The organism is Phenylobacterium sp., assembly GCF_036495085.1.
In the GTDB taxonomy this organism is placed as follows: Bacteria; Pseudomonadota; Alphaproteobacteria; order Caulobacterales; family Caulobacteraceae; genus Phenylobacterium.
Window position 1 is genome coordinate 35378 of sequence record NZ_DASXNL010000109.1, and the last position, 9430, is coordinate 44807.

Consider the following 9430-nt stretch of genomic DNA (forward strand, 5'->3'; position numbering starts at 1 on the left):
ATGCGACCCGTCGCGACCGCGCTCCTGATGGTGGCGATCGTGCTGGCGGGCCTCGTGGGCTTCAAGCTCCTGCCGCTCTCGGCCCTGCCCGAGGTGGATTACCCGACCATCCAGGTTCAGACCCTTTATCCAGGGGCGAGCCCCGAGGTCATGGCCCAGACGGTGACGGCGCCGCTCGAGCGCCAGTTCGGCCAGATGTCGGGCCTGGATCGGATGACCTCGGTCAGTTCGGCGGGCGCCTCTATCGTCACCTTGCAGTTCGCCTTGGCCGAAAAGCTGGACGTCGCCGAGCAGGAGGTGCAGGCCGCGATCAACGCCGGTGGCAACCTGCTGCCGGCCGACCTCCCTGCGCCGCCGGTCTACGCCAAGGTCAACCCCGCCGACGCGCCGGTGCTGACGCTCGCGGTGACGTCCGACTCACTGCCCCTGACCGAGGTGCAGAACCTCGTCGACACGCGCCTCGCCCAGAAGATCAGCCAGGTCTCGGGCGTTGGCCTGGTGACGCTCTCCGGCGGTCAGCGGCCGGCGATCCGCATCCAGGCGGACACCCAGTCGCTGGCCTCTTTCGGCCTGACGCTGACCTCGGTGCGCAATGCGATCAGCGCCGCCAACGCCAACACCGCGAAGGGCAGTTTCGAAGGCCCGACGCGCAGCTATTCGATCAACGCCAACGACCAGCTGCTGACCGCCGACGACTACAAGAACCTGATCATCGCCAGTCGCAACGGCGGCTCGGTGCGGCTGTCGGATGTGGCGACTGTGACCCAAGGGGCGGAGAACGTCCGGCTGGGCGCCTGGTCGGGCAAGACTCCGGCGATCGTGGTCAACGTTCAGCGCCAGCCCGGCGCCAACGTCATCAACACGGTCGACGCCATCAAGGCCCAGCTGCCGGCGCTGACCGCCTCCCTGCCCCCGGCGGTGAAGGTGAGCGTTCTCGCCGACCGCACCACCGGAATTCGGGCCTCGGTGCACGACGTTGAGATGGAGCTCCTGCTCGCCGTCGTCCTGGTGGTGCTGGTGATCTTTTTCTTCCTGCACAGCCTGAGAGCCACGGTGATCGCGGGCCTGGCCGTGCCGATCTCGCTGATCGGAACGTGTGGGATCACCTACCTGCTGGGCTTCAGTCTCAACAACCTGAGCCTCATGGCGCTGACCATCGCCACCGGCTTCGTGGTCGACGACGCCATCGTCATGCTGGAGAACATCTCGCGGCATATCGAAGAGGGCGAAGCCCCGTTCGAGGCGGCGCTGAAGGGCGCTCGGCAGATCGGCTTCACGATCATTTCGCTGACCGTCTCACTGATCGCGGTGCTGATCCCACTGCTGTTCATGGGCGACGTGGTCGGCCGCCTCTTCCGCGAGTTCGCGATCACCCTGGCGGTGACCATCCTGATCTCGGCGGTGGTTTCGCTGACGCTCACGCCGATGATGGCCGCGCGCTGGATGCGCAGCCACGAGGGGGTGACGCCCGGCAGCTTCGGTGAGCGGGTGCAAAATCAGTTCGACCGCCTCGTCGCACGTTACGACCGGGCGCTGACCTGGGTGCTGGACCGCCAGAAGGCGACGCTGATCTTGTCCGCCGCCACCTTCGCGCTCACGGTCCTGCTCTACATCATTATCCCCAAGGGGCTGTTCCCGGTGCAGGACACAGCCCAACTGCAGGCCCGGGTCCAGGCGCCGCAGACCGTCTCCTACCCGCGGATGGTGCAGCTGCAGCAGCAGGTGGTGGACGCGATCCTGGCCGATCCCGCGGTGGAGAACCTCTCGTCGTTCGTCGGTGTCGACGGGGCCAACAATTCGACGATCAACAGCGGCGAACTGCTGATCAACCTCAAGCCACACCATGGCTCGCAGGCCAAGCTGATGCAGCGGCTGCGCGACCGGGCGGCGCACGTCGCCGGCGTCCAGCTCTTCCTGCAACCGACCCAGGACCTGACCGTCGACGCCGAATCCGGCCCGACCCAGTATCGCGTCTCCGTGGAAGGCTCGGACACCCAGCAGGTCAAGACCTGGGCGGTGAAGCTGGCCGACGCGATGGCTCAGGAACGGAAGCTGCAGAACGTCACGACAGACGCGGCCGACCAGGGCCTTTCGGCGTTCGTGGACATCGATCGCGACACGGCCGCCAGACTGGCGATCACACCGGCGGCGGTGGACGATGCGCTCTATTCTGCGTTCGGCCAGAGGATCGTCTCGACGATCTTCACCGAGACTAACCAGTACCGGGTAATCCTGGAATCGCGGCCGTCCGAGGCGACGCCGACCGGCCTTAGCCAGGTGCAGTTGCAGTCGACCGGCGGGTCCACGCCTCTCTCGGCGGTCGCAGCTATCAAGGAGCAGAGCGCGCCGCTCGCCGTGCGCCACGTGGCCCAGTTCCCGGCGGCGGCCGTCGGCTTCGACACCGGCCCGGGCGTGTCGCTCGGCGGGGCGGTCAGCGACATCCGCAAGGTCGCCGACAGGATCGGCAAGCCGGCCGGCCTGACGCTAACCTTCCTTGGCGCAGCGGGAGCCTACGAGCGAAGCCTGAACAATGAACTGTGGCTGATCCTGGCCGCGGTGGTCTGCGTGTACATCGTGCTGGGCGTGCTCTACGAGAGCTACATCCACCCGCTGACCATCCTGTCGACCCTGCCCTCGGCAGGCGTCGGCGCCCTGCTTGCCCTGTTGTTGACCGGCAACGACCTGGGGGTGATCGGGATCATCGGCATCATCCTGCTGATCGGCATCGTCAAGAAGAACGCGATCATGATGATCGACTTCGCGCTCGACGCAGAGCGCACGCAGGGCAAGAGCCCGCGCGAGGCGATCCATCAGGCGGCGCTGCTGCGCTTCCGGCCGATCCTGATGACCACCATGGCTGCGATGTTCGCGGCGATCCCGCTGATGCTGAGCATCGGCCAGGGCGCGGAACTTCGCCGCCCGCTGGGTCTGGCGATCTTCGGCGGGCTGATCGTCAGTCAGCTCCTGACGATCTTCACGACGCCGGTGGTCTACCTTGCCTTCGACCGTCTGGTCCCAAAGAAGCGTCAGGGCGAAACGGTCGAGCGAGAGCCGGAGCCCGGTCCGAAACCCGCCCCGAAGCCCGCCGCGCCCGTCGAGCCTGATCGGGAGGGCGTGCGGTGAACCTCTCGGCGCCGTTTATTCGCCGGCCGATCGCCACGGTGCTCCTGACCATCGGCCTGGCCCTGGCCGGGATCGCAGCCTTCCTGGTGCTGCCGGTGGCGCCGCTGCCGATGGTCGATTTTCCAGCGGTCTCGGTCCAGGCGACCCTGCCGGGTGCGAGCCCGCAGACCATGGCTTCAAGTGTGGCCACACCGCTGGAGCGCAGGCTGGGGACCATTGCCGGCGTCAACGAGATCACCTCGTCCAGCTCCAACGGTTCGACACGGATCTCGCTGCAGTTCGACCTTTCCAAGAACATCGACGCAGCGGCCCGCGAGGTGCAGGCCGGTATCAACGCCGCCCGCGCCGACCTGCCGGCGACGCTGCACAGCAATCCCACCTACCGCAAGATCAACCCATCGGCGGCGCCAGTGCTCATCCTGGCGCTCACCTCCGACACCAAGACGCCCGGCCAGATCTACGACAGCGTCAACAACATCGTGCAGCAGCGTCTCTCGCAGGTGACGGGTGTCGGCGACGTGGAGATTGGCGGGGGCTCCCAGCCGGCGGTGCGCGTCGAGCTCGCGCCCTTCGCCCTCAACCGCTTCGGCGTAAGCCTGGAAGACGTGCGTGCGGCGATCCAGTCGGCCAACGCCAACCGGCCGAAGGGGGTCGTCGAGGACGCCGGCGGCCGGCGACTGCAGATCTACACCAACACCGGCGGCACCAAGGCGGCCGACTACCGGGACCTGATCGTCGCCTATCGCAACAGTGCGCCGGTCCGCCTGTCGGACGTCGCCAGCGTCATCGACAGCGTGCAGGACACGCGCACCATCGGCCTCTTCAACGGCAAGCCGGCGATCGTCGTCCTGATCACCCAGCAGCCGGGCGCCAATGTCATCCAGACCGTGAACAAGGTTCGCGCGAGCCTGCCGCTATTGGCCGCGCAGCTGCCCAGCGACGTGAAGCTTCAGGTGGCGTCGGACTCCACGACCAGCATCCGCTCGTCGCTGCGCGAGATCGAGATCACGCTGCTCATCGCCACGATCCTGGTCGTGCTGGTGGTGAGCGCATTCCTGCGCAGCTTCCAGGCGACGGTGATCCCGGCGGTGGCGACGGTCGTCTCGCTGCTCGGCACCTTCGGGGCGATGTACCTTCTGGGTTTCAGCCTCAACAACCTGTCCCTGATGGCGTTGACGGTGGCGGCGGGCTTTGTGGTCGACGACGCCATTGTGGTGTTGGAGAACACCAGCCGGCACCTCGAGGCCGGCATGGGGCGCTTCCAGGCGGCGCTCGCCGGCGCGCGTGAGGTTGGCTTCACCGTCCTGTCGATGAGCACGTCCCTGGTGGCGGTGTTCATCCCGTTGCTGTTCATGGGCGGCCAAGTCGGCCGACTGTTCCGCGAATTCGCGGTGACGCTGTCAGCGGCGGTGATGATCTCGCTGGTTTTGTCGCTCACCACGACGCCGATGATGTGCGCATATCTGCTGCGCTCGCGGGACGAACAGCAGAAGACGCCGGGCCGTATCTCCCGCTACTTCGCCGCCGGCTTCGACGCGCTGCAGCGCAGCTATGAGCGGAGTCTCGACTTCGCGCTCTCGCTCAAGCCGATGATGATGCTGGTTCTGATCACGGTGATCGGACTCAACGTCTATCTCTACACCGCCATCCCCAAGGGCTTCTTTCCGACCCAGGATTCCGGCCGTCTGAACGGAGGCCTTCGCGCCGACCAATCGATCTCCTCCGAGGAGATGGGCCGCAAGATGCGCCAGCTGGTGGCGATCTTGATGAAGGACCCAGCCGTGGCGACGGTGGTGGGCTTCACCGGCGGCGGGCGCAGTGGCGGGGGCTTCCTTTCGGTGGACCTGAAGCCGCGGTCCGAACGAAAGGACGGGGGCCAGGCGGTGATCATGCGGCTTCGACCCCAGCTTACCAAGGTGACCGGCATCCAGCTGTTCCTCAATCCGCAACAGGACGTGCGAATGGGCGGGCGGCAGTCCAACGCCACCTATCAATACACCCTGAAAGCCGACAACGCGCAGGACCTGAAGACCTGGGCCCAGAAGCTCAACGACGCGATGGCCACCCAGGACAGGGTGCTGACCGACGTCAACACCGACCAGCAGGACAACGGCGTGGAGGCCTATGTCGACGTCGACCGCGACAGCGCCGCGCGGCTCGGCGTCAACCTGCGCGACGTCGACAATGCCCTCTACGACAGCTTTGGCCAGCGGCAGGTGGCCAACATCTACGAGGACCTAAACCAGTACACCGTGGTGATGGAGACCGCGCCCGAGTACAGCCGCGGTCCCGACTCGCTGACCAACGTCTATGTGCCGGCCAGCGGCACCAGCATGGCCACGAAAACGACCATGCCGAAGACTACGGCGCCGCAGACCGCGAGTGCGGTGGCCGCCGCCAACGCCGCCGCAAGCCAAGCCAGTGGCTCTGTCGCCACGCCTCAGGCCGCCGGCGGAGCCACGTCCGCCAGCGGAGCGGCCGCTGCGCCTTCCGCTAATCCCGGCTCGCGTGATCCCGCGACCGGCAGCGCCATCAACACTGCGGTGCGTCGGATGATCCCGATCAGCGCCATAGCCCGGTTCTACAATCGCGCGACGCCCGCGGCGGTGAACCACCAGGACACCGAGCTTGCGACCACGGTTTCGTTCAATCTTGCGCCGGGGAAGTCACTCAGCGACGCACAAGTGGCGATCACCCAGGCCGAAGCTGACATCGGCATGCCGAACAATGTCCGCGGCAGCTTCCAAGGCACGGCCAAGAGCTTCACCGATTCCCTAAAGCAGGAGCCGATGCTTATCGTCGCCGCCCTGGTCGCCATCTACATCGTGCTGGGCGTGCTCTATGAGAGCCTGATCCACCCGATCACCGTGCTCTCCACCCTCCCCTCGGCAGGGGTCGGCGCCTTGTTGGCGCTGATGATCTTCAAGATGGAATTTTCGATCATCGCCCTGATCGGGATTTTCCTACTCATCGGCCTGGTGAAGAAAAACGCCATCCTGATCATCGACTTCGCCCTCGAAGCCCAGCGCAGTCGCGATCTCACCGCCCAGGAGGCGGTGCGCGAGGCCTGCCTGCTGCGCTTCCGACCGATCCTGATGACCACCATGGCCGCGGGCCTCGGCGCCCTGCCCCTGGCGATCGGCTTTGGCGAGGGCTCGGAACTTCGCCAGCCGCTGGGGGTCGCGATCATCGGCGGCCTGATCGCCAGCCAGCTCTTGACGCTCCTCACCACCCCCGTCGTCTACGTCTACATCGACCGGCTTCGCCGCCGAAAAGATGAGCGCTACCTCAGCCGCCACGGCGCCGAAGGCCAGGTCCAGTCCGCATGAAGCACACGCCTTATAGTTTCGCCTCCATGGCGGTCCTGGCTACGGCCATCTGCGGCTGCGCAGTCGGGCCCAACTATGTGCGCCCGACGTCTCCAATCTCGCCGACCTTCAAGGAAGCGGCGGGCTGGTCGCCGGCTGCGCCGGCCGACACCCTCGACCGCGGCGACTGGTGGACGCTTTTCAACGATCCGACGCTGAACGCACTGGCGGCCAAGGTGGAGGTCTCCAACCAGAACATCGTCGCCGCCGAGGCCGCGTATCGCGAAGCGCGCGCGGTGGTCAGCGAGCAGCGCGCGGCGCTGTTCCCGACCGTCGACCTGACCGGCAGCAGCACCCAATCGGGTGGTGGCAGCGGCACGCGCGGCAGCGTGGTCTCAGGGGGCGGCAGCTCGGTCATCACCGGCGTCGGCGGCGGGGGCGCAAATCGCACGACCGAGTACCGCGTCAGCATGGGAGCGAGTTGGGAGCCGGACATATGGGGCCGCATCCGCCGCACCATCGAAGGCGCCGCGGCTCAGGCCGATGCGAGCGCCGCGGACCTTGCGGCGGCCAAGCTGTCAGCGCAGGGCGAACTCGCCACCAGCTACTTCGGCCTGCGCGGGGCCGACGCCCAGATCGCTGTCGACCGAACGACGGTCGAAGCCTACCAGCGCTCGCTGACCATCGCCCAGAACCGGTACAAGGCCGGCGTCGCGCCGAAGAGCGACGTGCTGCAGGCCCAGACCCAGCTCTTCAACGCCCAGGCCGACTTGGCCGGGCTTGACCAGCAGCGCGCCAACTTCGAGCACGCCATCGCCGTCCTGATCGGCGAGGCGCCGGGAAACTTCTCGCTGGCGCCCGCACCCTGGACGTGGACGGTCCCGAACCTGCCGCCGGGCGTGCCCTCGACCTTGCTGCAGCGCCGGCCGGACGTCGCCGCCGCCGAGCGGCGCGTCCACAGCGCCAACGCCCAGATCGGCGTCCAGACCGCCGCCTATTTCCCCGACCTTACGCTAACCGGCTCCTACGGTTTCGCGGCTGCCGAGCTCGGCAGCCTGTTCTCCAGCCCCAATGCGCTGTGGAGCTATGGGGCTTCGATCGCCGAGACGATCTTCGACGCCGGCGCACGCCACGCGCGGGTCGCCGAGGCCAGGGCCACCCACGAGCAGGCCGTGGCGCAGTACCGCGAGGTGGCGCTCCAGGCGCTGCAGAGCGTCGAAGACAACCTTGCCGCCACCAGGGTTCTCGCCCAGCAGAGCGACCTGCGCCGCGAGGCCTCGACTGCCGCCGACGAGGCGGAGCAGATCGTCAACAACCAGTACAAGGCCGGGACCGTGGACTTCACGGCGGTGGTGACCGCCCAGACCGCCGCCGCCCAAGCCCGCAGCGCCGTGGTCCAAATCGCCGCTCAGCGTCAGACCACCGCCGTGGCCCTGATCCAGTCGCTGGGCGGCGGCTGGAAGTCGCCCTAGATTATAGGCGGGTTATTCGATTTCAGCGCCTTTGAAGGCCCCTTCCCGCCCCTTATCGGGAAGTGGAATGCGATGGGAGCTCTAGGGAATTTCGCTTAACGCAGGAGGGCCGAGCTCGCCCTCCCCCCGAGGGGAGAGGGCCTAGCTTAGCTCGAGGCTCTACTTCCCATCGACCGAGTAGGCCAGCAGGACGTTGACGCCGTTGGAGCCGACGCGGGCGGCGCCGTTGTTGCCGCTGGCGACGAACACCATGCCGTCGGCGATCGTGGCGCCCATGCCATCGATGCCGCCGCCGGGTTGTCCCTTGATCCCGTTGACCGTGTCGTATGTGCGCGCGGTCGTGGAGTCCTCCCAGACGATCTTGCCGGTCTTGGCGTCATAGGCGCGGAACCAGCCGTCGAGACCGCCCTGGAAGACCACGCCGGGCATCATGGACGGCGCGGCAGGCTGAGCGCGGGCGCAATGGCTGGGCTTGCCCTTGTCGCTGGCGTAGACACAAGGCGCCTCAGGCGCGGGCGCCGACCAGGCGACAGCGCCCGTCGCAGGATCCAGGGCATAGACGCCGGGCTTGCCGGGAACGGCGCCGGGACGGCCCGCCGAGAACAGGCGCGCCAGATCGGAGATCGGCACGATGACGTGGGTGTCGTTGGCCCCGATGCCCCACTCGACACCGCCAAGCGCGGAGCCTGCGCCAACCACCCTCGTCCAGAGCAGCTTGCCGGTGTCCGGATCGACGCCGTAGACGGCGCCCGACTTCTGGCCGGCCACCAGCACCTGCTTGCCGTTCTTCAGGGTCATCAACACCGGGGTCGCGCCGAAGTCGTAGTCCGGGCCCATCGGTGTCGGGCAGTTTCCGGACTGCGAGGCGGGGCCGCAGCCCATGACGAAATTGTCCTTCTCGGTGACCTGGCGGCGCCACTTCAGGGCGCCGGTCTTGGCGTCCAGCGCGACGATGGCGTCGGCTCCGACGGTGTCGATATCGGTGTAGCTGTCGCCGGTGACGGCGTAGACGAGACCGCGTTTCTTATCGACCATCGGCGCCGCCCAGACGGCCGCGCCGGCCGGCCCCTGAACCTTTACGCCAGTGTCCTTCTCGCGGATCACCTTCATCGGCCCGTCGATCATCGGGGTCTTCCAGAGCAGCTTGCCGGTCTTCAGGTCGAGCGCCGCCACTGAGCCGCGGAAGGTGCAGCAGGAATAGGATTTGCTCATCGCCGCCGCCTCCTCGATCGAGGAAATAGGCACGATCAGCCGATCGCCCATCACCACCGGCGAGCCGGTGAGGACGGAAACCGGATGGGGTTCGAGAACGGGGCTCTTCCAGAGCTCCTTGCCGGTCTGGGCGTCGTAGGCGCGCATGATGCGGTCGGTGCCGCCAGCGAAGATCGCCCAGCCGCTGGGCGAGATCGACGACTTCACGACTGGCGGGGTGTGGCGTGAAACCAGGTCGTCGACGACCCAGTGGACACAGCCGGTCTTGGTGTCGAGGGCATAGAACTTGCCCGAGCGGTTGGTGACGAAGAGCCA

Annotated in this window: 4 protein-coding genes; 3 read left to right on the forward strand and 1 reads right to left on the reverse strand. The window is 67.1% G+C overall.

What is annotated here, in order from left to right; translation table 11 throughout:
* Genes VGI62_RS13045 through VGI62_RS13055 form a run of 3 tightly spaced genes read left to right on the forward strand, consistent with a single transcriptional unit; the run spans position 1 to position 7903 of the window.
* A complete protein-coding gene (locus VGI62_RS13045; protein WP_331504928.1) occupies positions 1-3123 on the forward strand; it encodes an efflux RND transporter permease subunit in 3123 nt (1040 codons plus the stop codon).
* Entirely contained in the window at positions 3120-6452 is a 3333-nt protein-coding gene (locus tag VGI62_RS13050) for an efflux RND transporter permease subunit (protein ID WP_331504929.1), read from the forward strand. The genes VGI62_RS13045 and VGI62_RS13050 overlap by 4 nt, the downstream gene beginning before the upstream one ends.
* Complete coding sequence (locus VGI62_RS13055) at positions 6449-7903, forward strand: efflux transporter outer membrane subunit (RefSeq protein ID WP_331504930.1); 1455 nt, start codon at positions 6449-6451, stop codon at positions 7901-7903. Before VGI62_RS13050 ends, VGI62_RS13055 begins: the two co-directional genes overlap by 4 nt.
* Positions 7904-8062: 159 nt before the next feature.
* Here the strand turns inward: VGI62_RS13055 and VGI62_RS13060 are convergent.
* Positions 8063-9430 (reverse strand): PQQ-binding-like beta-propeller repeat protein (locus VGI62_RS13060; RefSeq protein WP_331504931.1); only part of this gene is annotated, 1368 nt, incomplete at its 5' end.

What these genes read in the sequence shown, in the direction of transcription:
- VGI62_RS13055 (WP_331504930.1), top strand. Translation starts at nt 6,449, where the DNA reads ATGAAGCACACGCCTTATAGTTTCGCCTCCATGGCGGTCCTGGCTACG.
- VGI62_RS13045 (WP_331504928.1), top strand. Translation starts at nt 1, where the DNA reads ATGCGACCCGTCGCGACCGCGCTCCTGATGGTGGCGATCGTGCTGGCG.